Raw genomic sequence first — 25,527 nt, 5'->3', positions numbered from 1 at the left:
CTGAACGCAAGAAGGCCCGCATTAGCGGGCCTTCTCGTTGTTACGGGGTCGAATCAGCGAGCAAGTTTGCTATCGACCGACAGCTTGCCAGCACCTTCGAACACCAGCGCGACGCTGATGGCCAGCAGGGCCAGGGCGAACTCGTAACCGTTGTTGCTCATGAAGAAACCGTTGGCCAGGTGCACGGTGAAGATCGCCACCAGCATGGTCACCGCCAGTAACGCCGCAGCCGGACGTACCAGCAGGCCGATGATCAGCGCCACACCGCCGAAGAACTCGGCGCTACCAGCTGCCAGCGCCATCAGGTAGCCCGGAGCCAGACCGATGCTCTCCATCCACTGCGCAACACCCGCCAGACCATAACCGCCAAACCAACCAAACAGTTTCTGCGAGCCGTGGGCGGCGAAGGTAATGCCGGCGACGATGCGCAGGATGGTGATACCCAGGCCGGCTTGGCTAGCGGTAATGCTTTTGATCAGGTTGTTCATTGCAAGGCATCCTTCGTTGTGTGGGGTAGATGGCGCATAGAATATCCAATTTATTTGATCATAAAACAGCAAAATACCGCTTATATAAATCGATTAATTTGATATTTAGTTGGCCGTCAGACGCCGTAACTGCGGCTCGAGCAAATAGCGCTCACGGTCATAAGCAAGGTAGTACTTATTCACCGCATTCACATAACTCACCACGCCCATGCCCATCTCTTCCATGGCCACACGCTCGACCTGGAAGAACCACTGATTGGGGTTGAGGCCTCGTCTGCGCGCCTCGGCACGCAGGCTCTGCACCCGTTGCGGCCCCAGGTTGTAGCCCGCCAGGACGAACGCCATGCGCTCGCGCTCATTGAGCTGCGGGCTATTGAAGAAGTTGCGACGGATCATCGCCAGGTACTTGCTGCTGGCCTGGACGTTACCGTCGAGGTTCTGGATATTGCTCACCCCCACGCTACGCGCAGCCGCTGGGGTGATCTGCATCAGGCCGGTTGCGCCACTGGCACCGCGCGCCGAAGGGTTCAACGTCGACTCCTTGAATGCCAGCGCAGCCAGCATCAGCCAATCGAAACCATGCTGCTCGGCATGCTGCTGCAGTACCGGGCGCACTTTCTCCAGGCGCTGTCGTTCAGTGCGCCCTAGTGGCGAATGCACTCTGTACAAGCGGCGATAGACACGTTGAAACGCCGCATCCTGGTCGGCCGGGCTCTGATAGCTGCTGAAGAAACGGTCGATGCTGGCACGCAGCATCGGCGCATCGGGGCGCACGAACCATTTCATGTCGCCATCACGCGCCAGGATCAAATGCTTGTCGACGCGCAACTTGGGCATCACCTTGGCCCAGCGCTCGGCTATCGGCAGCTCTACCGCCGTACGTTCGAAGATACCGGCCTGGACCATTTCCAGTACATCTTCGACGGCCAGGCTGGGGTCGACCCACTCGACCACAATGGGCGGCAGTTTGCGATCAGCCAGTTGCTGGTTGATCAACCTCAGCGCTTCGCCCACAGCGCTACCCGCCGGTAACGAGAGGCTACGCCCGGCCAATTGTTCAAGGCTGCGGTAATGCCGATTGCCCTGCTTGGAGACCAGCACCAGAGGCACCTCACGGCGAATCGCCGTGCTGGCACTGACATCATGCCCGGTGCGCACATTGAGCAATTCGCCGGGCGCGACCAGATCGCCCTCGCCGCGCTGCAGGGCGCCGAGTAACTGATCCTTGGCCTTGGGGATGATCTTCAGCCTGAGGCTGCGGCCATCACGGGAATTGCGATTGAGGTACTGCTCGAACGCACGCAGGCGGTGGTACTCCACGCCGATGCTCTGGCCCTTGACCGAGCCCGAGCTGTTGCGGCTCTGGTTGACCAGCACGCGCAGCTCACCGCTGCTGCGAATCGCCGGCAGATCGCGTGCACTGCGGGCCTGACTGCCAACCTCCGGCGGGCCGGCCATGCGCGCACTGACCGACAACGGCAGCGCGGCCAACAGGCACAGGATCAGCAGCAATCGCGACATCGACTCTCCAGAGAAGGCGGTTGGCCGCCGAAGCCTGATCCGGCTGGCAACCGGCTGCACGCCCCTGCGCGACAGACCGCCACCAGCCGTAAACCCGCCAAACAGGCTCCCAAGGCTGGCGGGGCGCGGAGATTGGCACAGCCAGACGCTGCAGCGCCACCCCACAACCTTGCATCAACCTTAAAAACAGCGACCAACTTATTGTTTTAAATCGACTTCCTGACGAACGGACACCATCTGCTATTCTGCCCCTTCGCGTTCAACAGGTGGCACCATGCAACTCATCGATATTGCCGTCAATCTCACCCACCCCAGCCTCGCTGTGCAGGCCGAGGCGCTGCTCGAACGTGCCTACGCAGCCGGCGTGTGTCAGCTGGTGCTGACCGGCACCAGTCTGAATGAAAGCGAGGCGAGCCTCGCACTTTGCCGACAGCTGGATAGCAGTGGCCAACGTCTGTTCAGTACCGCCGGGGTTCACCCGCATGATGCCAGCTCGTGGAACGGCGCCAGCAGCAATACTCTCAAGGCGCTGCTGGCGCAACCGCAAGTACGCGCCGTGGGTGAATGCGGCCTGGACTTCGATCGCGACTTCTCGCCGCGTCCGGCGCAGGAAAAAGCCCTGGAAGAGCAGTTGGCCCTGGCCGTCGAGCTGCAAATGCCGGTGTTTCTGCATGAGCGCGAAGCCAGCCAGCGCCTGGTGGAGATCCTGCGTGGCTATCGTGATCAGTTGCCGGCAGCGGTGGTGCACTGCTTTACCGGCGAACGCCGTGCACTCTATGCCTATCTCGATCTCGACCTGCATATCGGCATCACCGGCTGGGTCTGCGATGAACGTCGCGGCACGCATCTGCATCCGTTGCTCAAGGACATCCCCGGCGAGCGCCTGATGTTGGAGACCGATGCGCCCTTCCTGCTGCCGCGCAGCCTGCGACCCAAGCCCAAGAGCGGGCGTAACGAGCCCGCCTTTCTCGGCGAGGTGCTGCGCGAGGTGGCGCTGCACCGCGGGCAAAGCGAGGAAACCCTGGCAGCACAGACCACAACCTGTGCGCGAGCGTTCTTCGGCATGCCAGCCATAGCGGAAGACTAAGGCGCCAGAGTATTGATTGACGTCAAGGTTCTGGCTGCCAGCCAAGGCATACTACTGGCACTTGGCCAATAGAACGCAGCGAGACGGATAACAACAACATGAGCGCCTGGATCAGCGATCTTTCCCTTAAGTACAAATTCTGGGCGGTCAACGCCGTTGTCCTCGTCATCAGCCTGATCCTGGTGCTATTCGCCTTGCACATCGAGCAGCAGGCGCGCAGCGCCGATGCGCGCCAGGCAGCCGTGTCCCAAGCGCGCGTGCTGCAGCAGTGGCCAGAGCAGGCCACCTTGCCCAACGTAGCCGATATCCAGATGGTGCAAGGCAGCCTGCCGGGCGCTAAGGGAGCTCCTGACGCCAGCGGCTGGCAGGCACTGGCGCACGACGCCCTATTCGGTGATTCGCCGGTGATCGGTGTACAGCGCGTCACCCTCGGCAATGGACGTGATCTGGCGATCATGGTGCGCGCACCCAGCCTGCTCGACCTGTTCACCCAGCACGCGCTGACCTATGCCGTCGCGGTCGCCGTATTGATGCTGTTGCTGCTGGCTGCCTCGCAGTTGTTGATACGTTTTCTGCTCAGTCACCTCAACACCCTCAAGGATGTGATGCTGCAAGCCGAACGCAGCGGGGATCTGTCCCTGCGCGTGCCGCTGGACAGCCGTGACGAGGTCGGCCAGATGGCGGCCGCCTTCAACGCCATGCAAGCCGGTTATCAGCGCGTGGTCGGCACCGTCGACCAGGTGGCCAGCGAGCTGGACAGCAGCACCCGCGATATGGCCGAACGCATGGGGGCCGTGCGTCAGGGCATGCTCAGCCAGCAGAGCGAGACCGATCAGGCCGCTACCGCAATCAACGAAATGTCGGCCACCGTTCAACATATTGCCGACCACGCTGGTACTACCCGCGATCAGTCACTGAATGCCGACCAGCTGGCTCGTGCAGGCCAGCAGGTGGTCGAGCGTGTCGAACAATCCATCGCGGCCCTGTCGCAAGGTGTACGCCAGAGCGCCGGCAGCATCGAGCGCCTGGCCGAAGACAGTCAGCACATCAGTCGCGTGGTCGGCGTGATTCACGGCATCGCCGAGCAAACCAACCTGCTCGCTCTCAATGCCGCCATCGAGGCCGCCCGCGCCGGTGAAATGGGCCGCGGCTTCGCCGTGGTCGCCGACGAGGTGCGTAACCTGGCCAAGCGCGTACAGGACTCAACCGACGAAATCACCCAGATGATCGGTAATCTCCAGGGTGGCACCCGCGACGCCGTCGAATTCATGCGCGAAAGTTCGGAAAACGCCAATCACTGCGTACAACTGGCACAGGAGGCCGGGGAATCGCTGGCCGCCATCACTGCCGCCGTGGCCCTCATGCGCGACAGCAACACGCAGATTGCCGTGGCTGCCACGCAGCAGAGCCAGGTCGCCGAAGAAATGAGCCGCTCGGTGGTGGGCATCCGTGACGTGACCGAGCAGACCGTCGGCCAGACCCTCGAATCGGCCGCCACCAGTCAGCAACTGGCACAGCTGGCGGGCGAGCTGAACAAGGCCATTGGCCAATTGCGCTTGTAAGCCGCTTCAAGCAACGCGCTGTAAGGCATGACGCTACAAGCAAGGCCAATTCGTCGCAGGCTCGTGGCCGCCTAGTGCTCGCGCGCTCAAGCCGCCATATCTGGCAGTAGCGCACATCGCCTTCGTGTAGCCCCCTCCTGTTAACCAGTGCGCGGACAGCTCGTGACCTTCATGGGGTTTTCTGTTCAGCACTGCCTCGTGGTGCGCATGACGCAAACGATAGCAGGCAAATGTCCGTTCGTCAGACGATTTAAGGATTTTGGTCACAATGCGATAGAGTCGACAATAAATTGGCTAAAGACAGCAGTATGTCGCCGCATAGACATTTTTTTGTCGCTCTATTTTTGATACTCCTCTACCCGTTGCACGTTAATGCCGAGCCAGCGCCCTACCCGCTGGATCGTCCGGCACTGACCGTGTACCTGGCTGACGGCCAGCGCCTGGTATTCAGTCTCACCCAGTTACAGCAGATGCCGCTGGCTTCGATACGCTTGAGCACCCCGGAAGGCTTGCAACAGCAATGGCAGGGCGTACGCCTGAGGAAATTGCTCGAGCTCATTCCAGGTGCCGGCAACGGTCGCCCGCTGCATACCACTGCGCTCAATCACTACTCGGTACTCATTCCCTACGAGGATATCCAGCGCTACGACCCGCTGGTGGCCTATCAACTCGATGGCCGCTTGATGTCCATTCGCGACTACGGCCCGCTTTATTTGATCTACCCCTTCGACGATCACCCCGAACTGCGCCAGCAGATGTTCTACAACCGCTCCATCTGGCAACTCAGCGAGATCCATGTCGAGTGAATCCCATGTCAGATAAACCAGCGGCCACGGCCCAAGCCAGAAACTCCCGACTCAAACTCATCGCTTTGGCAGTGCTGGTAATTGCCATGACACTGACCGTTGCCGGCTCACTCTGGCTGGTGCAGAAGAAAGCCAGGCAGCTTGCCTTGCCGACCTTGCACAGCGAACTCTGGCAGGCTTACCAGATTCACATGGAAATGGATCGCCTGCTGCTGGCTGCACAGGACCTACTCAAAGGCAAGATGGCGCCTGACGACCTGGTGGTACGCGTACAGGTATTGCGTAGCCTCACTCAGCCGCTGGAAGGCCAGCACCTGTTCGACTTCCTCCCCGAATCGCGCCCGGCTGCGGAACGCACTCTGGAGCACGTCATCAGCCTTAGCCGCCAGTGGGATGAAAAGGCGCAATGGGGTGATGCAGTCGCTGCAAGGCAAGTCGCCGCACAGGCCACCGAGAGTCTGCCGGCGCTGCAAAAGCCAATGCATGAGGTGATGGTCGCCACCAATATCTCCCTGGCCAACGAGCTGGATGCCGAACGCCAGCACCTTTACGGCTACTTCACAGGCCTGGGCTGGGCACTGCTGGGATTGCTGATCGGGGTGTCCCTGCTGGTACTGCGCCTGGTCGGCAACTACCGCGAGGCCCGCGGGCTGTCGCACAACCTGATCGAACTGAACCAGCATCTGGAGCAGCGCGTAACCGAACGTACCACCGAGCTGGCCGAAGGCCAGGCCCTGCTCAAGCAGATTCTCGATGCCAGCCCCAGCGACGTGGTGCTGACTGACAGCGCAGGCAAGCAAGTGTACTTCGTCAATCAGCGCCTGATGCAGCGACTGAGCCTGGACAAGGCTAGCGACTTTTCGCTCAACCGCCTGTTCTGCAACGCCCGTGAAGCCCTGCACTTTCGCGAAGCATTGCTAGCGCGTCACCGTGTCGATGACTGGGAAGGCCTGCTGGCCGGCGAGCAGCCTTACTGGGGTGTGCTGTCCGGGCGCTTGCTGGAATACCGCGGCGGCCCGGCGCAACTGATATGGAGCTACGACATCAGCCTGCGCAAAGGCATGGAACAGGAGCTGCTGGTGCTGGCGACCACCGATGCCCTGACCGGATTGAGCAATCGCCACGCCTTCATGCAGCGCGCCACGGAGTTGCTCAAAACCGCGGAGCGTTTCGACCAGCCCTGCACCCTGCTGATGCTCGATATCGACCACTTCAAGCAGATCAACGACAGCCACGGCCACCAGATCGGTGACGAAGTGTTGACCGCTCTGGGGGAACTGCTCAAGAGGGAGTTGCGCGAGGTCGACATAATTGGTCGCCTGGGCGGCGAAGAATTCGCCGCACTACTGGCGCAGACAGATCAGATCGACGCCATGCAGGTGGCCGAGCGCCTGTGCGCCAGTGTCGAGGCCATGCAACTGCTTGGCTCGAGCGGCGCACCATTGAGGGTGACGCTGAGCATTGGCCTGGCCAGCCGGCACCCGGCGGAACCGCTGGAAGGAGCACTGGGGCGAGCTGATACGGCGCTCTACAAAGCCAAGAGCGCCGGGCGTAACCGTGTGGTCTGGGCCACCAACTGAAGCCCGCGATAGCTCAGCCAAACACCGTCACGGTCTGCCGGCTCAGGGCGATCAGCTCACCTGCGGGGGTCCACATCGCCGCCGCTACGTGCCCGTAACCATCGCGGGCGTGTTCGATGTCCGCGCGATACAGGCACCAGTCTTCGCTGCTGAGAGTGCGTAGCGGCTGGACGAACTCGATGGTCCAGGTCAGCGAGCTGCCCGGCGCCGGGCTTTTCAGATAGGGCAGCACCGCAGGCGGCCAGGCATCAACCAGTGCCAGCAAGTGCGCCTCGCTGAGCGCCTGTGGCTCGCGCTCACCACGCAAACGCACCCAGCCGCCCATCTGCCGCGATGGCGTGTTGCTGAAAGGCATGCCGCCGATGCCCCAGCGCATGGCCAGAAAGCGCGTGAATTCCGGCGTGACGTTGCGCACATAGGGCAACTCCTGACACTGCTCCACCGGCGTGATCTGCGGCGCGGGTAGCGCCTCCACGGCTATCGCCGAAGAACGTGATGCGCCAAAGCTGCCCTGCACCACGGTCACCACCTGACCGTCCTGAACCGCGCGCAAGAACATCTGGCTGACCGCCTTGCCCTCGCGCAGTACCTCGGCCTGAAAACTGACGGGAACATCCGGCGCCACGGGGCCGACGAAGGTGATGGCCAGTGAGCGCACCGGCCGGCCCTGCGGCACCTTGGCACGCATGGCCTCGAACGCCAGAGCCGCTACCAGACCGCCGAAACTGGCGCGGCCCTGCCCCCATTCAGCCGGGATCACCACGGCATCGGGATCGCGGCGCACCGCCTCAAGCATTTCGGAAAAGATCATATGCACCTCGGCATTCATCGATGGCGACGATCTTAGGGGATGCTGACGATTGAACGATAGTCCGCAAGGATGCCTATTCGGTCATATTTGCGGCGAGAATGACACCTTAGTCTGCATTCGGCAGGTCGCCATACAGCGCCAGCAAGGCATCATCGGCGCGCCCCTCTGCAGTCAGCAGAGCCTGCAGCCAGATGGCCCGGCAAGGTTCCAGGGACACCATCGCATCGGCCTGTGCCAGCCACTGCAGCCGATCGTGCCAGTCGCCTAGCGCGCCTTGCGCACGCTTGAGCCTGAGCTGCGCCGCCTTGCTCAAACGACTTTGTGCGGGGTAGGTTTCAGCGGCGTAACGCACGCGCTTGATCAACAGGCGCAGGCGGTGACGATCATGCGCCGGATCGCGCAACGCACGGGCCAGTTGTCGTTGCTGACGGCGCAGGCGACGCCGGATGCGCTTGTCTATATCGTTCAACTGGCCTTGCCTGGCGGCCTCACGCCAATTCGCCGGCCAGCCGTCGAGCAACAGCATCAGGTCCGCCAACTCGCGACTACTGGCAATGGCAGCGTAGCCTGCGGCGCGCTGCGCCTCATCGACAGGCGCCAGATGGGCCAAGCCCATTCGTGCCAACTCGGCGACCAGGACTTCGCGATCACGCAGTGGCCCACTGAGGCGGCCCAGCACCGCTGCTCCCTGCTCCAGAACATCTACAGCCGGCAAACCGCGTAACGGACGCAACAGGCTGCGCAATTGCCGCAGGGCAATGCGTAAATCGTGCAATGCCTCGGTATCGGTACAGTCGGCCAGCCGTGCCTGGCAGGCATACAACCGCACTTGCAGAGCCAGGACGCGGCCCAGGCAATGCTCGACGAAATCGCTCATGCTCGCTCCTCCAACCGAAGATGCATCAAGCTAACAGCCCGACCACCCACTCAAGCAAGTGGCCAATGGTCGCTAACGCGACAAGCGCCAGGGCAATGCTCTGCGCAAATCACTCAGTGCTTGCCGCAAAGCATCACGTGACGCCGGCCCGCCGGCATAGCGCTGCTGCTCGAAGCATCGGGCAAATGTCTCGATCTGCTCCGCCTGCTCGGGCAACTGCCGCGCCGCGCGCAACGCGAAGGAGCGTGCGCCCTCACCCGCTTCCCGGCGCACGTCATGGCGCGCCAACAGCCGCTCGAACTTGCGAAACGCCTGGCGTTGCGGATCAGGCCGCTGTTGCCAGGGTTTGAGCAGCCACAGCGCCAGCAGGCCAATCACAAGCGCTCCAGTGCCCACCAGAGCGATCGCCAGACGCTGCCAATCGAGGCTGCCGAACCAGTTCTGCAGCAGTTTCAGCTGCTGCTCACCCTGGTAACCCAGCACCCAGCGCTGCCAGCCGTAATTGAGATTCTCCCAGCTCATGCGCAACTGATTGAGCCAGGCCAGCTCGCGGTAGCGCAGCGGCGAGAAGGGTTGATCATCGAGAAAGCCATCCTCCGCGCTCAAGGCCTCTTCCAGCCCTTGTTCGATGCGCTCGGGGGCGACCTGGAACGTTGGATCGATGCTGCGCCAGCCACGGCCCGGCTGCCAGTACTCGACCCAGGCATGAGCATCGAACTGGCGTACCTGGATGTAGTTGCCGTTGGGATTGAGCTCACCGCCCTGATAACCGGCGACGACTCGTGCAGGAATGCCCGCCGCACGCAGCACGAAGGTCATCGCGCCAGCGTAGTGCGCACAGAAACCACGCCGGGTGTCGAACAGGAACTCATCGATGCTGTCACGCCCGAGAGGCTGCGGGCGCAGCGTGTAGACGTACGGTTCACGGTTGAAATGCTGCAGCACTGCGGCCACCAGCGCGTCGCTCTGCGGGTACTTTGCCTTCAGCTCAGCCGCCCAGGCGTGACTGCGCGGGTCGCCCTGCTCGGGCAGTTGCAGTGCCTGGCGCAAACCGGGTGGCTCTGCCGATGCTTCACGTGCTGCCTCAGGCCAGGAACGCACCTGGTACAGCAGGGGCCGATCTACCGGACGCAGCCTCTGCCAACGGAAGTCGTTCATCATCCGCCCGCTGTCCTGCGCCATCTCGCCGACATCCAGCACATACAGCCAACGCTTGCCGCTGGGCTGCATGATGATGCTGTAATCGAGCGATTCGCCTGCCTTGCTCCACTGCGGCGCGACGGGTACATCAGCGTAACTGGACTGCGACCAGCGTCTGCCATCGAAGCGCTCCAGAGTCAGAGCACGCCAATACAGCTGCCCTCTCGCCGGCACCTCACCCTCGAAGCTGGCGCGAAAGGCCAGTGCCGAGGAGCGACTGAGCTCAGCGATATCGGCTGGCTCCATGCTGTCCGACAGGCCAGTGACGCCCTTGTCGCTGGGCATTGGCAGTGACCACAACGGCCCCATGCGTGGAAAGAACACGAACAGCAACAGCATCAGCGGTATCGCTTGCAGGACCAGGCCACCCGCCAGACGCAGGGGTGGCCAGGGGCGTTCGGCAAAACCACTGTGCTGCAGGCCGACCAGCGCAGTCAGCAGCGCCGTAACCGGCAGCAGGCTGTAGAGCGCGGCAAGAATTCCGTCCTCGAATAGATAGGCGGTCACCACGCAGAAGAAACCGAGGAAGATCAGCACCAGCGCATCACGCCGCGTGCGCATCTCCAGCAGTTTGAGGGTGAAGGTGGCGATCAGCAGCACCGACGCGGCATCCAGCCCCACCAGCGTGCCACGCGAAAGCAGGATGCCAGCCAACACCAGCAGCACCAGGCCACCCTTTGCCCAACCATTGGGATAGCGCGCACGCATGCGGAAGATCTGCACGCGCCAACCGGCAGCGCCAAGCCAAAGCGCGATCATCCACAGCGGCAGATGTACCAGATGCGGCACGATCACCAGCACCTGGGCGACCAGCAACCAGGTCAGAGCGATCCTCGGAATACCCGGCAGACTGCTCATGCGCGCGCTCCGAACAACGCCAGGGCGCGCAAGCAAACATCGCGATGTCCCTCACCGTAATCCGGTGCGATCACCTGCCCAGGCAGTTGCAAGCCGAATGCCTGTTGCCGCTCGGTGAACTGCAGCACCCAGTAGCAGAGCAGCGACAAACGCATTTCGCTGTCGCCACCCAGGCTGTCGAAGTCCAACCACAGATCGCGGCCGCTGAGCATGGCGAAATCCTTGACCAGCAGGCCCTGGCCACGTGAATAGGCCTTCCAGTCCAGGCGCCGTTTCGAATCGCCCGGCTGATACTCGCGCAGACCCTGGAAATCATCGGCGCCCTGGCCGCGGGCACGCATGCCCTCTTCCTCCTCCTCTTCGCCCAGGCCTGCCGACAACGGCAGCTCACCCTCCAACGGCCGCGGGTAGACCAGCACCGCCTGATCCAGATCGACCCAGCTCCAGGCCACCAGCAAGCCCAACGGAAAACGGCTTTCCACCCTCAGACGCTCGGGTCGTAGCCAGCCACGTCTCACGGCTGGCTGGCTCAAATCCACTTCGGTCTGCCCCTGGCGCGGCACATCGCGCACTACCAGCTCAGACGGTGGCCAGCCCAGCGCCACGGCCTGGTGCTCGCGCTCAGGGCTCTCAAGGCGCACGCGAAAGCGCGCCTGCTCGCCGACGAACACTGCCCCGCCACCACCGGCCTTGAGCACCAGCCCGGCCAGGTTGCGGTAGGTATGCAGAATGGTGACGACGAACACCGATACCAGCAGGAAGGTCAGGCCATAGGCCAGGCTGTTCTGATAATTGATGCCCACCAGCAGCATCAGTAGAAGTGCCACGGCAAACACAGCCCCGACCCGACTGGGCAGAATGAAAATGCGCCGCTGATTCAAACGCACGCTGGCCGCTGGCGGAATACGCCTGGCCAACCAGCGCCGCCAGAGCGGCTTCAGCGCTGCACGCATCAGAGCGCCGGCACTTCGCGCAGCAACCATTGCACCAGACTGCCACCACCATGACCGGTAGGGTCGGCGCGCTCGCGCAGACGGTGCCCCACGACTGAAGGCAGCACCGCTTGCACGTCTTCGGGAATCACGTAATCACGTTCGGCCAGCAGCGCCCAGGCCCGCGCTGCAGCCAACAACGCCAGACTGGCCCGCGGTGACAAACCCCAGGCGAACTGCGGCTGACTACGCGTCGCCTCGACCAGACGCAGCACATAGTCGATCAGCGCATCGCTGGCACGCACCTTGGGCACCTGCGCCTGCAGGCGGGCCAGTTCGGCATGGTCGAGAATGGATTCCATGCGCGGCAACAGATCACGCCGGGCATCGCCCAGCAGCAAAGCCCGCTCCGCCGCTTGCGCCGGATAGCCCAGTGACAGACGCATGAGAAAGCGATCGAGTTGGGATTCGGGCAAGGCGAAGGTGCCGCCGCTGCTGACCGGGTTCTGCGTGGCGATGACGAAGAACGGCTCGGGCAACGGCCGGGTCGCGCCCTCGATGGTCACCTGGCCTTCTTCCATGGCTTCGAGTAACGCACTCTGGCTCTTCGGTGTGGCGCGGTTGATCTCGTCCGCCAGCACCAGCTCAGCGAAGATCGGCCCCGGATGAAAGACGAACTGCCCGCTGTCCTTGTCGAATACCGAGGTGCCAAGAATGTCGCCCGGCAGCAGGTCAGAGGTGAACTGGATACGCTGAAAGCTCAGCCCCAGCACGCGCGCCAGGGCATGGCTGAGGGTCGTCTTGCCCATGCCCGGCAGGTCTTCGATCAGCAGGTGACCACGCGCCAGCAGGCAGGTCAGTGCCAGGCGCACCTGCGCCTCTTTGCCCAGCAATACCTGATTGACCGAGTCGAGACAGGCATCCAGTTTGGTTCGCATCGTTGGCTCCTTATGCAGAACACTGATGCTACTGGGGCGCCGAGGCGTGGCATAGCTCTATGCAAAGTTTGCTCACGAAACTGTGAGGACAGACGCTATGTCAGGCGAAAGTGCCCTGCCATGCCCTGTAGCTCCCGCCCCAGCTCAGCCAGCTGGATGCTCGACGCGGCGGTCTCGTCCATGGCCGTGGCTGACTGATCGGCAATATCGCGGATCGAGGTGACGCTGCGGTTGATTTCCTCGGCCACGGCGGTTTGCTGCTCCGCTGCTGCGGCGATCTGCTGGTTCATCTCCGAGATCAGGCTCACCGCCTCGGCAATGGCCGTCAGGGCGCCTTCGGTCTGGCTGGCGTCGCCAACCGTCAGGCTCACCAGGCTGGCGCTCTGCTCCATGTCGGTCACCGCGCGGCGACTACCCTCGCGCAAGGCCGCTATCAGCGACTCGATTTCCGCGGTGGATTGCTGAGTGCGTTTTGCCAACGCTCGTACCTCATCGGCAACCACGGCAAAACCACGCCCCTGTTCTCCGGCACGCGCCGCTTCGATGGCCGCATTGAGCGCCAACAGGTTGGTTTGTTCGGCAACGCTCTTGATCACCTCAAGGACCGCATCGATGCGCTGAGTGTCCTGACTCAGGCGCTGAATACTCTTGGTGGTTGCGTCCATGGCACGAGCCAATTGCTCGATACGCTGCAGGGTCTGTCGCACCACCTGGCTACCGGCACCGACGCGCTGGTCAGCCTGCTCGGTGGAAGCCGCTGCCGCTTCGGCATTGCGCGCCACCTCATGCACCGTGGCAGTCATCTGACTCATGGCGGTGGCGACCTGATCGGTCTCCAGCTTCTGACCATTGACGCCCTGGCGCGTCTGCTCGGCAGTGGTCGAGAGGGTCTGGGCAGAACTGGAAATCTGCGCCACGCCCCCCTGAAGGCGACCAACCATATCCCGCAGGTTGGCGGACATTCCCTGCATGGCAGCGAGCAGTTGACCGATCTCGTCACGACGATCCTGTTCGATGCGCACACTGAGATCACCAGCGGCGATGGATTCAGCGAGGCCGATCACGCGCTTGAGCGGACGCACGATGGCCAGGCTGATCATGATTGCCGCGCTGAGGCCAAACAGCAGCGCCAGGGCCGCCGCCGCGATGATCAGGCCACTGCTGGCCTGACGCTCGGCATGCATGGCCTGACGCTGGGTTTCCAGGGCCAAATCGACCCGCTGCAGCAACTGCTCGACCTGAGCAACCAGTTGCCCATATACCTGTTTTTGTTGCTGCAGCTGGGTGGCGTATTCCTTCAGACGTTCATTGAAGGAGTCGACATTGACCACCACCTCACCAAGCACCGCGGCATAGCCGGGATCATCCAGCGCATCGCGCAACTCGGCAGCCAGGGCTTGCGCCTCGCCGGCCTGGGCAATTTCCGCCTGCTCGCTGCTATCGCTACGCCGACTGGCCTCCAGACGCTGGCGTGCCTGATCCAACGCCTGCAGCAGCAACTGATGGATCTTGCTGACCTTGCCAGCCTGCGCAACCGAGTCACCACCACGCTCCCCTTGGGAGCTCTTGAGCAGGTCGACGCCATCTTCGGCCAACCCCTCCTGCAGCAGATCCAGACTGTTGGCCGCGCTGACCACTAGCCAGTCAGCGGCTTGCAGGGACAGCTGCATGTTGTCGGTGAGTTCAACGTAACGGGCAAAAGCGCTGCGGTAGTCGGCAAGTGCAGGCTCGACCTGCGCCAGAATGGCAGCTGTGTCGCTATCGAGCTCACCTTGCAGCGCCTGTCCGGCCTGCAAAATACTCTCAGCCTGCTCTGCCAGCCGCTCGGCGTGCTGGCTGTCGCCACTCAGCGCGAACGCCTGCTCACTCTGGCGCATGCGCAGCACCTGCTCGCCAAGCGCACTCATGCGTTGCTGCAGCTCGGCGCCAGCACTGACTTCACGCAAAGCCAGCAGACCAGTAACCGCCACCAGAGCGGTCAGAACCAATACCAGAGCAAAACCCAGCATCAACTTGCTGGCCGTGCTCAGACTGGCCAGCCGCTTGCTCAATGAGCCACCCATGACAACCCCCTGCCTACTGCAGCCAGCCCGAATTCTGGAACATAGGAGCGCAGCGCTACTGGCGACAAGCCAGCAGACGCCAAGATGGCCGGGAGAGTTAACTGGACGTCGTTTTCAGAACGGGTTCAGGGCCGCTGCATCTGGAAAAGATCGCGTGTGCGGCAGTAGGCGCTGCCTCCCAGGCGACCGACCAGATCGAGCTTGCGCGGGTCGATACGCCCCTGCTCGTTGAGCACCGCATCATCGATATGCGCCAGCAGTACCTCGGCGAAGATCAGGTGACAATTGGGTTGTTGCGGCGGATAGGGCTGGATCTGCGCTACGCGGCATTCGAAGGTCACCGCTGCGCCAACGACGCGCTGCACGTCGATGCGCTCGCACGGCTGGCTGGCGATACCACAGTGGGCGAACTCGCTGACCTCATGGGACAGTATCGCAGCACTGGCATTCATCGCCTCGGCCTGGGCGAAGCTGACCAGTTGGATCGCCAGTTCGCCACTGGCCTGGGCATTGCGCAGGCTGTCCTTGAGGCTGCCGTCATCGCGAGTATTGACGTTGACCAGCAAGGTCGGCGGATTGTCGCTGATCACCTGAAAGAAGCTGAACGGCGCCAGGTTGGCTACGCCGTCGGCCGAACGTGTCGAAACCCAGGCGATGGGCCTGGGGGTCACACTGGAGGCCAGCCAGCGGTAGGCCTCAAGCGGGCTCAGATCGGCGAAATCGAGTTGCATCAACGTCCCGCTCGCGATTCACGAATGTAGAAGCGCGCACGTTCGGCCTTGCTGGTACAGCCTGCGTAGGCTTCGAACTGCTGCTGGGTCTTGGCAGCGGTGAGCAGAGAGAATGCCTTGGAATAGCTCACCGTACCGGCGAAGCCTTCGGCCTCGGCGATGCTCAGCTCCTTCCAGGCGGCATCCAGCTGATTGGCGCAGGTCTCACGGTAGACGGTCTTGCCGGCACAGCCGACGAGCGTCACCGCAAGCAGCGGCAAACAGATCCAGTGTTTCATCGACCACACTCCTCGAACGGATATGACTACGGGTTGGCCCAGACTATGACGCTGCGGCATGGGGAAAGTGCCCGGCGCCCGCCGCTTCGCTTGCCTGATCATACCGGCGCCGACGAACGGATGGCGAGCCCATCGCCCCTGCGAAGCGTCAGCCGACAGATTCTAGCAAACGCGCCCTTGGCTGAGCCTCATAGCCCGAGTAAGGTCGGAGCCTTCACAGAGGGAAGTTATCGATGAGCAAGAAAGTGGCGCTGGTGCTGGGCTCGGGAGGTGCGCGCGGCTATGCGCACATCGGCGTGATCGAGGAATTGCAAGCGCGCGGTTATGAAATCGGCTGCATCGCCGGCTGCTCGATGGGCGCGGTGGTCGGCGGCATCTTCGCCGCCGGCAAGTTGCGCGAATACCGTGAATGGACGGAAAGCCTGGATTATCTCGACGTGTTGCGCCTGCTCGATGTCAGCTTCCGCCTCGGCGCGATTCGCGGTGAGCGCGTATTCGGGCACATTCAGGAAATCGTTGGCGACGTGGATATCGAAAACCTCGCCATCCCCTTCACCGCCGTCGCCACCGATCTCACCAACCAGCAGGAAATCTGGTTCCAGGAAGGCTGCCTGCACCAGGCGATGCGTGCCTCGGCGGCGATCCCGAGCTTGTTCACTCCAGTCATCCAGGGCAAGCGCATGCTGGTCGACGGCGGTCTGCTCAACCCGTTGCCGATCGTCCCGGTGGTGTCCAGCCACTGCGACCTGATCATCGCGGTCAACCTCAACGCCACCAACCAGAATCACTACCAGTTGCCAGTGATCGAACGGCCTGCCGCTCTCAAGGGGCGCATCGACCAGTTGATGACGTCGCTCGGCTCGCGTCTGCCCAGTTTTCGCCGCAAGAGCGAGGACGAAACCCTGCTGCTCGCCGAGGAGCAGAGCCTCGCCGATGACGTCAGCCCGGCCGCGGCGCCTAGTCGCAAAGAGGACGATGAACCCGCGCCAAAATCCGCCAGCGGCTCACGCGTAGCCGAATTCAGCGGGCCAGCGTCACTACTGGAGCTGGTCAACCAGAGCTTCGAGGTGATGCAAACCTCATTGGCGCAGTACAAGATCGCCGGCTACCCGCCGGACATCCTGATCAACGTGCCCAAGCGTGCCTGCCGCTTCTTCGAGTTCTACAAGGCGCCGGAGCTGATCATGCTGGGTCGGCAGATCGCTCGCGACACCCTCGATAAATACGAAAGCGAACGCGGCTGATCAGCCGCGTGTTTCCTCGCCCGGCAGTGGTTTGTCGACCACTGCTTCAGCCGGCGGCGCCTTGTCCGCCACCCAGTCGCTGAGCAGGCTGTAGGCCACCGCCAGCAGGGTCGGGCCAAGGAACAGGCCCATGAAGCCGAAGGCCAGAATGCCACCGAATACGCCGAGCAGCACCACCACCAGCGGCAGGTTGCCGCCACGGCTGATCAGGTAGGGTTTGAGGATGTTGTCCACCCCACTGATGATGAAAAAGCCCCAGATACCCAGGAAGATCGCCATGCCGATCTCGCCCTGCCACACCAGCCAGGCCACAGCAGGGCCCCAGATCAGCGGAGGGATCATGATGAAGCTGAAGGCGAAGGTCAGCAGGCCCAGCACCAGGGCGCCCGGCACCCCGGCGATGACGAAACCGATGTAGGCCAGCACGGCCTGCGCGGCGGCGGTACCGATCACGCCGTTGACCACCCGCTGTACGGTGCCGGCGACCAGTTCCAGGTAATGATCGGCACGCTCGCCGATCAGTCGCTCTAGCAGGCTGTGCACGAACACCGCCAGGCGCGGCCCGTCACGGTAGAAGAAGAACACCAGCACCAGGCTCAGGGCCAGCTCGACCATGCCCGCACCGATCTTCGCACTACGTGCCACCAGCCAGTTGCCAACCTGGCCCAGATAGGGCCGCAGCGTGTCGAAGAAAGCTGCGCCCTGCTGATCGATGGTGCGCCACAGCTCCACCAGGCGATCACCGACCAGCGGAATACTGCCCAGCCAGCTCGGCGGTGGCGGCAGACCTTCGACCTGCAGATCCTTGACCAGCGCGTTGGCGTCCTTGATATGGTCGGCCAGGTTAAACCCCAGCCACACCAGCGGCACCGCCACCATGATCACCCAGACGCCGGTGAGGATGCCCGCCGCCAGCGCCATGCGCCCATTGAGCAACTGCGTCAGCAGACGCATCAGCGGCCAGCTGGCAAAGGCCAGCACGGCGGCCCAGAACAACGCCGACCAGAATGGTGCCAGCACCCAGAGGCTGGCGGCCAGCAGGCCGAGCAGAAGAATCTGCACCAGCAGACGATCATTAGTGGCCATCAAGCGAAACTCCCTTCGACGAAACGACAAAGCGCCCTTACGGGCGCTCTGTTATGGCGATTGCGAGTGCTAGCTTAACGCAACAAACGCACGCTCAGTGTTTCATCCGAACTTTCACCCAACTCCAGGCGAGCTTCGCGCACACGCTGCTCGATCAACGCCTCGCGCCAGGCTTCGGCCTGGCTACCGGCGAGGCTGACGCGCAAGGTGCTGTCGAGGTTGAGACTGCGCGCCAGCACTTCCACCCAGGCGCTGTCGGCCTTGGCTTCGTCGGGCAGTTTCAATTGTCCATCGGTACGCAACTGACGCAGCAAGGTCGCGGGCGTCGGCAGCAATACCCCCAGAGGGGCTTCAGCATCCAGTTGCTCGGCATGCAGGTAAGCGCGGCGATTTCCACGGGTGATGCTGTACAGCGCCAGCAAGCTCTCGTGGTTCGGCTCGGCCAGGCGCAACAGTGCATACGCCTGCTGGTCGTCGGAGCCATACAGCGTGGCATTACCGAACACCGAGTTGGCCCACAAGCTGCTCGCGCCACACTCACGGCCTTGGCACCAGTAAAGCAGTTCCGCGCCCTTCTCCAGCAGGGTTTCCCGCGCTTCGGTGAAGACCTGATCGGCACTGTGGGTGCGCGGCAGCTCGTAGGTCACCGCACTGTGCTGTCCCTGCACCAAGACCTCACGCTCATAGCGCAACCGCCCGCTGATGCGGCGAATGGAGCCTTGCGGGTAGATGCGCTCGACATCGGACGCTTCCTTGAAGGCGACGATGTGGCTGGCGGGGAAACGCGGCAATACCTCAAGGTCGCGACTGCCAGGCAGATCGGCTGCCAGCACGGCCCCACTGCAAAAGGTGGCAAGCGCTGCCGAGAACAGCTTCATGCGCCCCGTCATCGAGTGGAAACCTGTTGAAGGGAAGCGGCAGAGGGGCTTGCTGAGCAGCGAGTGGCGACGTTTAACGGGTCGATCATGCGATCCTCCATGGCAGACCGCCACACCTTTCCCCACGACTGCAGGCAAGTCAAGGCAAGCGCAGGAATGGATTGAAACAATCCGCTACGAGCTGCGCGCCGGCTTCGTCATCCAGATGCAGGTGGTGCCCGCCGGGCAGATGGTGCACGTCGAACGGCAGATCCTGCAGCAAGCTGCGCACGGCCGACTGTGCGCCCATCATGCCCTGCTCCGCCAACACCAGGCTGACCGGGCATTGCAGCGCGCGAACGAACGCCTGGGCATGGGCCCAGCTCAGACGCAGCGGCGACGGCAGGGTCAGGCGGCTATCGGTACGCCAGGTGTAACCGCCCGGCACCGGCATCAACCCTCGCTGCGCAAGCAGTTCGGCCGCCTCACGACTGACCGCCCCCACGCCCTTCATACGAGCTTCGACAGCACGCGCCATCTCGGCATACACCGGCTTGCGCTTGTCGGTGAGCGCCTGCCTGGCGCGCAGCGCTTCACCCAGCTTTTCCGGCGCCTGTTCGGCCTCACCGGTATAAGGCACCAGCCCGTCAATCAGCGCCAGGCGCGCGATCCGCTCCGGCATCGCCCCTGCCAGCAACACCGCAGTGATCGCGCCCATGGAGTGACCCAGGATGGAAAATCGCTCCCAGCCAAACTGCTCGGCGACCTGCAGGACGTCAAAGGCATAGTCCCACAGCGCGTAACCGGCGCCAGCCGAGCGGTGCTCGGAATGACCATGACCGGCGAAGTCCAGGGCGACGATGCGCACCCCCTCGAGCTTCGGCGCCAGCCGCGCGAAGCTCGCCGCGTTATCCAACCAACCGTGCAGCGCCAGCACCGGCACACCGTCCTCCGGCCCGTAGAGATGAGCGGCCAGCTCGATATGCGGCAAGCTCAGACGAACTTCCTCGAAACCCATGCTCATGCACGTTGCTCCTGGCTACCAGCCCAGCGGGTGAACAGCTGACGCAAAAGGTCGGCAGTCGCCTGAGGGCGCTCCAGCGGGAACATGTGTCCGCCCGGCAGGTTGTGATATTCGGCCCGCGGCATGCGCCGCAGCAGATGCGCATGATGCGGTAACACCACTCTACTGTGGCGGCCACGCACCAAGGCCAGCGGCACAGCCAGCTGCTGCGGCCTACCCGGCGAGGTATGCGGCACGCTGCGATAGATGCTGATCTCGGTGGCCGGGTCGAACTTCAGGCGTAGTCCCTGCTCCGCCCGTTGCAGACCGTGACTGACATAGGCGTCCAGACACTCGGGGTCGAAGCGGCGGAACAGGCTCTTGCCTGCGAAGTAATCGCGCGCCTCGACCAGATCGGCAAAGGCCTCGCGGCGCCCCAGGGTGCGGCCGGCGGGCGTGATTCGGTCGATGAAGCCAAAGCGCTTGGCGGCGCGAATCACCATACGGTCAGCCAGCGTCAGCACCGGCGAATCGAGCATCACTACCCCACGATATAACTCGGGGCGAAGCAAAGCGGCGTGATAGTGCAGCACGCCGCCGAGCGAATGGCCGACGCCCCAGACCGGCTCGCCACCGTCCTCAAGATGATGGATCAGCTCATCGACCAGATTCGACCAGTTGTCATTGACCGGAAAACGCGAGTCATGGCCGTGCTGCTCCAGGTGCTGCACCTGAAAATCCGGTGCCAGCGCGGCGAAAAGCTTGCCGTAGGTGGCGGATGGAAAGCCGTTGGCATGAGCGAAAAAGACCGGCTGCGGCATGCATCAAACTCGATAAGGCGAATGTGCCCGGATTCTCCGGCAGCTGCGCAGCAGTGGCAATGACCGTAACGGCCATTGATAGCGGTGCAATGGTCAGGGCTATAGCAGCAGGCGCCCGACGATGCTGGCCGCTACCAGCAGAAACACCAGACCGCAAACAAAGTCGATGGTTGGCGCTACCTGCAGCAGACGCTGACGCATCAGCGGTCGGCTCAGGGTCATACCGAGCAGGCCAAACCAGAACAGGCTCAGGCCAAACAACAGAGCAGCACAGGCCACCTTGCCGGGTAGCGACATGTCCGCCGGCACCAGACTGCTGAGCAGCGCCAGGAAGAACACCAGTGCCTTGGGGTTGCCCAGGTTGGTGAATACACCGCGCAGCCAGGGACCGAACAGCGAAGGCGCCAGTTCGCCCTCCAACCGTGTTGGCCCGGCGCCGCCACGCCACCAGGACCGCACCGCACCAATGCCCAGCCAGCCCAGATAAAGCGCGCCACCGATCTGCACCAGGTCGAACAACCATTCTGTGCGACTGAGCAGCAAAGCCACGCCACTGAGCACCAGTGTGCCATGCAGAAGAATGCCGCACGCCAGCCCAAGCGCACTGAGCAAGCCTGCACGCTGCCCTTGATGCAGGGCGGTGCGCACCACCAGCGCCACATCCGGGCCAGGGCTGATAAGGGCCACCGCGAACACGGCAGCCAGCGACAGCAAGACGGACGTCTCCTGCATGGTGATCTCCAGGAAAATGAAAACGGGATGTGTGAGTGGGTCAGCCCTGACGCAGACGCGCCGGTGGCAGACCGTAGGTGCGGCGAAACAACCGCGAGAAATGCGCCTGGTCGTAGAAGCCCAGGCGCAAGGCGATCTCGCTCAGAGGCTCACCTGCCAGCACCAGCGGCAATGCCCGCTGCAAACGCAGCTGCGTCAGCCACTGGTGCGGTGGCAAGCCGGTGTGCTCGCGGAAACGCCGCAACGCTTGCCAAGGGCTCATGGCGCAGAAGGTGGCGATTTCCTCCAGCGTTGGCGGATCGTCCAGACGGCTCTCCAGCCAATCGCGCAGACGCTGCCAGGTTTGCTGATCGAAGACGCGATGTGGCGCGCTGACACGCAGCGTCGAGCCCATCTCCAGCAAATGGGCCAGCGCCTGCCAGAGCGCTTCTTCCTGGGCCAGTTGCGAGCCTTCCAGCATCGCCGCATGAAATCGCTGCAGGTGCTGCGACAGCAAAGGATGACGCAAGCTGCTGGTGATCAGTCTTGGCGCGCCCTGACGACCGTCACTCAAGGTCCGACTGGCTTCATCCAGCCAGGAAGGATCGAACGCCATCACCCGGATGCGGTAACTCTGGCCATCCAGGCAGGCGCCGTCATGAATCCCCTCCGGCGCCATCAACAGTACGTCCCCTGCTCCGACATGCCGGCGCTCGCCGCCATAGGCGTAGCGATGCTGTCCCTGGATCAGCAGGCCGACGTGGTATTCCAGATGAAAATGCCGGGGAAAGGCGAAGCGGCGGTACTCGGCGTCGATCAGACGAACGCCGGGCAAGCTGCTTTGAATGTGAGTGATGTGATCCATGGCGCGTACTGTAGCGCCATGGACCAGGCAAATCTTGGATGAAATTGCAGGCCGAAAATCATAATTTCGGCGGTTGCTCACCCAGAGGCACGATGGCCATGGTCAGCCGCGAGATGCAACTGGCCTTGCCGTCATCGCCACTCAGGCGAATGTCCCAGACATGCGTGGTGCGGCCCAGGTGCACCGGCCGCGCCACGGCATGCACGCGCCCACTGCGCAAACCGCGCAGATGGTTGGCATTGACCTCCAGGCCGACACAGTAGAAACGGCTGCTGTCGATACACAGGTAGCTGGCGGTGGAGCCGAGGGTTTCCGCCAGCACCACAGAGGCGCCACCATGCAGCAGGCCGTAAGGCTGATGGGTACGCGAGTCGATCACCATGCTGGCGCTGAGCGACTCGTCGTCGAAGGCGTCGAAACGAATGTCCAGCACCTCGCCAATGCTGTTTTTCAAGGTCGCGTTGAGTGCATCGATATCGGGTGTTCGTTGCCACAATCCCATGAGCGTGTTCCTTGTCCGTTGAAACCGGGCCGGTCAGCCCGGCCCACTGATGCTCAATCGTGCCAGAGCACGGCTTCGCTGCGCTGCTGCCATTCGGCGAAACGCTCGCCGTAGGTGCCTTCGATCACCGCGCGCTTGATCTTCAGGGTTGGGGTGAGGAAACCGTTTTCCACCGCCCAGACCTCCTTGACCAGCACCAGACCTTGCAGCCGCTCATGATGATCGAGACGACCATTGACCTCGGCGAGCAAGGCCTTGAGGCTGCTTTCAAGCTCATCGCGGCTGTCATTGGCCGCCTCCTGGCGCCCCACATCAGAGAGCACGCACAGAGCGATGGGTTGCGGCAGGCCGTCGCCGACCACGCACACCTGCTCGATACGCGAGTGTTCACCGATGCGATTTTCGATCGGTGCCGGCGCGACATACTTGCCCTTGCTGGTCTTGAAGATTTCCTTGATACGCCCGGTAAGACGCAGGTTACCTTCGGCGTCCTGCTCGCCTTTGTCCCCAGTGCGCAGGAAGCCGTCGTCAGTCAGCGTCTCGGCGGTCTTCATCGGGTCCTTGAAGTAGCCCTGCATGGTCGCGCCACTGCGCACCTGAACTTCGCCATCCTCGGCGATGCGCACCTCGACACCGGGGTTGTTCTGGCCAATCCAGCCCTGCTTGAACTTGCCTGGCAAACAGACGTGGGAGTAACCACAGTTCTCGGTCATGCCATAAACCTCCTGGATCTCCATGCCTAGGCGGCGATACCAGTTGAGCAGTGTTTCAGGCACTGGCGCGGCGCCGGACAGCGCGTAGCGAATGGCGTCCAGGCCAAGGCCGGCGAGTACCTTACGACCGATGAAATGGCCGATGATTGGCAGCCGCAGCAGACGCTCGAGCTTCTGCGCCGGCATCTTGCTGTACACGCCCATCTGGAACTTGGTCCAGATACGCGGCACGCCGAACATGACGGTCGGCCGCGCGCGTTTGAGGTCCTCCAGAAAGGTATCCAGGCTCTCGGCAAAGAAGATCGTCTGCCCCGCGTAGATGGACGCTAACTCGACGAACATGCGCTCGGCCACGTGACACAGCGGCAGGTAGGAGATCAGCCGATCATCCTCGCCCACACCGAACAGCTTGATGGCATTGCTGGCGGCGAAGCCGAAATTGGAGAAGTTGTGCATCACGCCCTTGGGCGTGCCGGTGGTGCCGGAGGTGTAGATGATGGTGGCCAGCTGGTTGGCTGCGGGTTTGGGATCGTCCTGGATCGGCGCGCTGCGCTGCAGGTCATCCCAGCTGTAGTCGAAGCTGCCCTGCGGATGCAACGGCAGGCTCACGGTCGGCAAGCCCTGCGGCAAACCCGGCGCCATCGACGCCCAGTCATCGAGCTTGCCGACGAAGGCCAACGCAGCTTCTGAATGCTCCAGCACCTGGCGCATGGAGTCGGCGGTCAGGTTGGGATACAACGGTACCGAAACGTGGCCCGCCATCCAGATCGCCAGATCGGCAACGATCCAGTGCGCGCAGTTCTTGGAGATGATGGCGATGCGGCTACCCTGTGGCAGCTCGCGACTGCGCAACCAACTGGCTACGCGACGAGCCTGCTCACCGACATCGGCCCAGCTCAGCTCCAGCAGCTGGCCGCCCCCCAAAGGTTGCACCATGTAGCGTTTGTTCGGGTGCCTTGCTTCACGTTCGTAAAACAGCTCGAGCGGCAAACGGATTGCATCAGCCACAGGGCTTCCTCCTTTGTTGTTTTTGTAGGAATCAACCAAGCACTTGCTTGGTTGAATATTCCACGCAGACAAAAGAGGTGCAAGTTAAGAAATGTTTCTCGCCTGGAACATTTGCCGCCAAAGCGCGACAAGCCAGGCATGACGCAGCTGTGACGCCACAAGCGGCGCCACAGAGCGAAGGGTCAACGGGGGTGGATCAGCGCCAGAAGCTCCATCAGCCCGGCAGCCGGGATATCACCTTCCAGCTCAGCCAGGCTGGCAGTGCGCATAGGTAGTGGTTCCTGCCGGTGACCGTGCACCAGCAACCCGCCCAGTGCGCCGATCAATGGCTGATGGCTGACCAGCAGCACCTCTGCGCGCTCACGCTCATCGAGATACTTCAGGGCTTCACGGGGATCGCTATCGGGCGTCAGCCAGGTCACGGTGTTTATCTTGCCAGTGAACCCCAGTTCGCTGCGTACCAGCTCGGCAGTCTGCTGGGCACGCACATAGGGGCTGGCGACGATGGCAGTCAGCGGCCGGCCGGCGAGCTGAGCCGCGGCCTGCTGCACTTCCTTGCGACCATGAGCGGTGAGCTCGCGCGCAGCATCGCTGGCCGCCTGTGGCTCGGCCTCACCATGGCGCAGCAGCCATAACCTCACAGCTTTGGCTCCTCGTCGCGCACTGGATGCGGCGCAGGGGGAATGCTGTGCGCGGTTTCGCCTTCAGGTGCACGCGGCGTTGGCCAATCGGCGAACGGCCAGGGTTTTTCATCGGTATTGAAGGTGCCGAAACGACCGATCTGCGCCAGGTACTGGCTGAGGCTGTCGCCAAAGCCAAGCAGGCTGGCGTTCGGCGCGTCGTAGAACAGGCGATAACCAAGTTGCAGCAGCACCACGGCGCCGAGCAGCAATTCGGCCAACTGCCAGATGATGAGAAAGATCAGCATCCACAGAATGCGCAACAGAATCGATTCACGCGCCAATTCCTGCTTTTCATCGCTCAT

25 protein-coding genes and 1 pseudogene are annotated in these 25,527 nt (G+C 62.7%); 5 read left to right on the top strand and 21 right to left on the bottom strand.

All coding sequences use genetic code 11. The annotated features are described in order from the left end of the window. Positions 1–53: 53 nt before the first annotated feature. Complete coding sequence (locus CDO35_RS08620) at positions 54–488, bottom strand: DoxX family protein (protein ID WP_099523856.1); 435 nt, start codon at positions 486–488, stop codon at positions 54–56. Positions 489–593: 105 nt separating this feature from the next. Further along, positions 594–2,009, bottom strand: coding sequence for an MltF family protein (locus CDO35_RS08615; RefSeq protein WP_099523854.1), 1,416 nt, complete (start codon positions 2,007–2,009; stop codon positions 594–596). Positions 2,010–2,283: 274 nt separating this feature from the next. Here CDO35_RS08615 and CDO35_RS08610 point away from each other — a divergent pair, with 274 nt between their 5' ends. From CDO35_RS08610 to CDO35_RS08595, 4 genes are all read left to right on the top strand, one after another. After that, complete coding sequence (locus tag CDO35_RS08610) at positions 2,284–3,096, top strand: TatD family hydrolase (RefSeq protein ID WP_099523852.1); 813 nt, start codon at positions 2,284–2,286, stop codon at positions 3,094–3,096. 98 nt (positions 3,097–3,194) lie between these two features. Next, positions 3,195–4,658 (top strand): methyl-accepting chemotaxis protein, encoded by a 1,464-nt coding sequence (locus CDO35_RS08605; RefSeq protein ID WP_099523849.1) that lies wholly within the window; start codon positions 3,195–3,197, stop codon positions 4,656–4,658. Positions 4,659–5,002: 344 nt separating this feature from the next. Then, positions 5,003–5,464, top strand: coding sequence for a putative pterin-binding protein (locus CDO35_RS08600; RefSeq protein WP_143507316.1), 462 nt, complete (start codon positions 5,003–5,005; stop codon positions 5,462–5,464). An 86-nt stretch (positions 5,465–5,550) separates the two neighbouring features. Continuing rightward, positions 5,551–7,044 (top strand): GGDEF domain-containing protein, encoded by a 1,494-nt coding sequence (locus CDO35_RS08595; protein ID WP_243699061.1) that lies wholly within the window; start codon positions 5,551–5,553, stop codon positions 7,042–7,044. A gap of 13 nt (positions 7,045–7,057) precedes the next feature. Here the strand turns inward: CDO35_RS08595 and CDO35_RS08590 are convergent, their stop codons facing one another. The 9 genes and pseudogenes from CDO35_RS08590 to CDO35_RS08555 form a co-directional block, all read right to left on the bottom strand. Beyond that, positions 7,058–7,855 (bottom strand): acyl-CoA thioesterase, encoded by a 798-nt coding sequence (locus CDO35_RS08590; protein WP_099524563.1) that lies wholly within the window; start codon positions 7,853–7,855, stop codon positions 7,058–7,060. A gap of 106 nt (positions 7,856–7,961) precedes the next feature. After that, entirely contained in the window at positions 7,962–8,732 is a 771-nt protein-coding gene (locus CDO35_RS08585) for a CHAD domain-containing protein (RefSeq protein WP_099523843.1), read from the bottom strand. Between the two features lie 72 nt (positions 8,733–8,804). Next, a complete protein-coding gene (locus CDO35_RS08580; RefSeq protein WP_099523841.1) occupies positions 8,805–10,790 on the bottom strand; it encodes a transglutaminase TgpA family protein in 1,986 nt (661 codons plus the stop codon). Next, the gene (locus CDO35_RS08575; protein WP_099523839.1) at positions 10,787–11,743 is read right to left on the bottom strand and encodes a DUF58 domain-containing protein; all 957 of its coding nucleotides are present in this window, start codon (positions 11,741–11,743) and stop codon (positions 10,787–10,789) included. Before CDO35_RS08575 ends, CDO35_RS08580 begins: the two co-directional genes overlap by 4 nt. Further along, entirely contained in the window at positions 11,743–12,660 is a 918-nt protein-coding gene (locus CDO35_RS08570; RefSeq protein WP_003460516.1) for an AAA family ATPase, read from the bottom strand. The genes CDO35_RS08575 and CDO35_RS08570 overlap by 1 nt, the downstream gene beginning before the upstream one ends. Before the next feature lie 95 nt (positions 12,661–12,755). Next, entirely contained in the window at positions 12,756–13,472 is a 717-nt protein-coding gene (locus tag CDO35_RS23230) for a methyl-accepting chemotaxis protein (RefSeq protein ID WP_425048535.1), read from the bottom strand. Between the two features lie 141 nt (positions 13,473–13,613). Further along, positions 13,614–13,760: pseudogene (locus CDO35_RS23225) on the bottom strand (HAMP domain-containing protein); the annotation flags it as partial. A gap of 1,088 nt (positions 13,761–14,848) precedes the next feature. Further along, entirely contained in the window at positions 14,849–15,454 is a 606-nt protein-coding gene (locus CDO35_RS08560) for a flavin reductase family protein (protein ID WP_099523835.1), read from the bottom strand. Further along, on the bottom strand, positions 15,454–15,732 hold the full coding sequence (locus CDO35_RS08555; protein ID WP_099523833.1) for a hypothetical protein: 279 nt from the start codon (positions 15,730–15,732) through the stop codon (positions 15,454–15,456). The genes CDO35_RS08560 and CDO35_RS08555 overlap by 1 nt, the downstream gene beginning before the upstream one ends. Positions 15,733–15,965: 233 nt before the next feature. On the opposite strand from CDO35_RS08555, the gene CDO35_RS08550 reads away from it, so the two are divergent. Further along, entirely contained in the window at positions 15,966–16,976 is a 1,011-nt protein-coding gene (locus CDO35_RS08550; RefSeq protein ID WP_099523831.1) for a patatin-like phospholipase family protein, read from the top strand. Here CDO35_RS08550 and CDO35_RS08545 read toward each other — a convergent pair whose 3' ends face one another. From CDO35_RS08545 to CDO35_RS08500, 10 genes are all read right to left on the bottom strand, one after another. Next, on the bottom strand, positions 16,977–18,062 hold the full coding sequence (locus CDO35_RS08545; protein WP_099523829.1) for an AI-2E family transporter: 1,086 nt from the start codon (positions 18,060–18,062) through the stop codon (positions 16,977–16,979). Positions 18,063–18,136: 74 nt separating this feature from the next. After that, a complete protein-coding gene (locus CDO35_RS08540; protein ID WP_099523827.1) occupies positions 18,137–18,940 on the bottom strand; it encodes a DUF4892 domain-containing protein in 804 nt (267 codons plus the stop codon). A gap of 139 nt (positions 18,941–19,079) precedes the next feature. Continuing rightward, entirely contained in the window at positions 19,080–19,943 is an 864-nt protein-coding gene (locus tag CDO35_RS08535) for an alpha/beta fold hydrolase (RefSeq protein ID WP_099523825.1), read from the bottom strand. Further along, positions 19,940–20,743, bottom strand: a complete 804-nt coding sequence (locus CDO35_RS08530) for an alpha/beta fold hydrolase (protein ID WP_099523823.1) — start codon at positions 20,741–20,743, stop codon at positions 19,940–19,942. The genes CDO35_RS08535 and CDO35_RS08530 overlap by 4 nt, the downstream gene beginning before the upstream one ends. Positions 20,744–20,842: 99 nt before the next feature. Beyond that, positions 20,843–21,475, bottom strand: a complete 633-nt coding sequence (locus tag CDO35_RS08525) for a LysE family translocator (protein ID WP_099523821.1) — start codon at positions 21,473–21,475, stop codon at positions 20,843–20,845. Positions 21,476–21,515: 40 nt separating this feature from the next. Next, positions 21,516–22,319 carry an AraC family transcriptional regulator gene (locus CDO35_RS08520; RefSeq protein WP_099523819.1) on the bottom strand — a complete coding sequence of 268 codons (804 nt, stop codon included), beginning with the start codon at positions 22,317–22,319 and terminating at the stop codon, positions 21,516–21,518. 58 nt (positions 22,320–22,377) lie between these two features. Further along, positions 22,378–22,821: a hotdog fold thioesterase gene (locus CDO35_RS08515; protein WP_099523817.1), complete on the bottom strand. Its 444-nt coding sequence runs from the start codon at positions 22,819–22,821 to the stop codon at positions 22,378–22,380. Between the two features lie 53 nt (positions 22,822–22,874). Next, complete coding sequence (locus CDO35_RS08510) at positions 22,875–24,542, bottom strand: AMP-binding protein (RefSeq protein ID WP_099523815.1); 1,668 nt, start codon at positions 24,540–24,542, stop codon at positions 22,875–22,877. Positions 24,543–24,724: 182 nt separating this feature from the next. Beyond that, positions 24,725–25,183 (bottom strand): phosphohistidine phosphatase SixA, encoded by a 459-nt coding sequence (gene sixA, locus CDO35_RS08505; RefSeq protein WP_099523813.1) that lies wholly within the window; start codon positions 25,181–25,183, stop codon positions 24,725–24,727. Further along, entirely contained in the window at positions 25,180–25,527 is a 348-nt protein-coding gene (locus tag CDO35_RS08500) for a DUF4389 domain-containing protein (RefSeq protein WP_099523811.1), read from the bottom strand. The genes sixA and CDO35_RS08500 overlap by 4 nt, the downstream gene beginning before the upstream one ends.

The sequence above is a fragment of the Pseudomonas sediminis genome, assembly GCF_002741105.1.
Classification (GTDB): Bacteria; Pseudomonadota; Gammaproteobacteria; order Pseudomonadales; family Pseudomonadaceae; genus Aquipseudomonas; species Aquipseudomonas sediminis.
The sequence above is the reverse complement of the archived record's forward strand: the minus strand, read 5'-3'. Positions and strand labels throughout refer to the sequence as shown.